General features: G+C 66.7%; 2 protein-coding genes. Both read left to right on the top strand.

Translation table 11 applies throughout. From position 1 onward, the window contains the following. Window positions 1-418: ABC transporter permease subunit (locus ACSFA3_RS23235; RefSeq protein ID WP_435507801.1), on the top strand; the 418-nt coding region annotated here is incomplete at its 5' end. A gap of 22 nt (window positions 419-440) precedes the next feature. After that, window positions 441-1,424: glycine betaine/L-proline ABC transporter substrate-binding protein ProX (proX, locus tag ACSFA3_RS23230; RefSeq protein ID WP_435507800.1), on the top strand; the 984-nt coding region annotated here is incomplete at its 3' end.

Raw genomic sequence — 1,424 nt, 5'->3', positions numbered from 1 at the left:
CCTGATCGAGGCCGCCCGCGCCTATGGCGCCTCGCCCTGGCAGATGCTGGTGAAGGTGCAGCTGCCGCTGGCCATGCCGTCGATCATGGCGGGCATCAACCAGGCGCTGATGCTGTCGCTGTCGATGGTCGTCATCGCATCGATGATCGCCGTGGGCGGCCTGGGCCAGATGGTGCTGCGCGGCATCGGCCGGCTCGACATGGGCCTGGCGACCGTGGGCGGCCTGGGCATCGTGCTGCTGGCGATCTCGCTGGACCGGCTGACGCAGGCCATGGGCAAGTCGCGCCGCAGCGCTGGCCGCCGCTGGTGGCACACCGGGCCGGTGGGCTTCGCGCTGCGAGTGCTGCAGCGCCTCGTGGGTACGCCCTCGCAACCGGGCAACCAGCCGGTTCCCGCTCTGTCCACGCAAGCGCAATAAGCCGCACGGAGGAACACAACGCATGAAGAAGACCAGTTTCATCGCACGCGGCCTGCTGGCCCTCGCCTTCGTGGCCTCGGGCATGGCCGCCCAGGCTGCCAACGACCTGCCCGGCAAGGGCATCACCGTGCAGCCGCTGAAAAGCTCGCTCGCAGAAGAAGCCTTCCAGACACTGCTCGTGATGCGCGCACTCGAAAAGCTCGGCTACACCGTCGAGCCCATGAAAGACCTGGAGCCCGCCACCGAGCACTTGGCCATTGCCAACGGTGACGCCACCTTCATGGCCAACCACTGGAGCCTGCTGCACGCCGACTTCTACAAGAACAGCGGCGGCGACGCCAAACTGTGGCGCAAGGGCGTGTACTCGGACGGCGCCGTGCAGGGCTACCTGATCGACCGCAAGACGGCCGAGCAGTACGGCATCACGAACATCGCGCAGCTGAAGGACCCGGCCGTCGCGAAGCTGTTCGACGCAGATGGAGACGGCAAGGCCGACCTCACGGGCTGCAACCCTGGCTGGGGCTGCGAGCTGGCCATCGAGAACCACCTCACGGCCTACCAACTGCGCGACACCGTCACGCACAAACAGGGCAGCTACGCCGCGCTGATGGCCGACACCATTGCCCGCTTCAAACAAGACAAGCCGGTGCTGTACTACACGTGGACGCCCTACTGGGTGAGCGCCGTGCTGCGCCCGGGGGCGGACGTGGTGTGGCTGCAGGTGCCCTTCTCGTCCTCGCAGGGCGGCAACGTCGATACCCAGTTGCCCAACGGCAAGAACTACGGCTTCCAGGCCAACCAGGAGCAGATCGTCGCCAACCGGGCCTTCGCCGAGAAGAACCCGGCCGCGGCCAAGCTCTTCGAGGTGATGAAGCTGCCGATCGGCGACATCAACGCGCAGAACCTGCGCATGAGCCAAGGCGCCAACACGCAGCAGGACGTTGAGCGGCACACCGACGGATGGATCCGGGTGCACCGCCCGCTGTTCGACGGCTGGATAGAGCAA

The organism is Variovorax glucosi (genome assembly GCF_051216695.1).
Taxonomy (GTDB): Bacteria; Pseudomonadota; Gammaproteobacteria; order Burkholderiales; family Burkholderiaceae_C; genus Variovorax.
The sequence above is the reverse complement of the archived record's forward strand: the minus strand, read 5'-3'. Positions and strand labels throughout refer to the sequence as shown.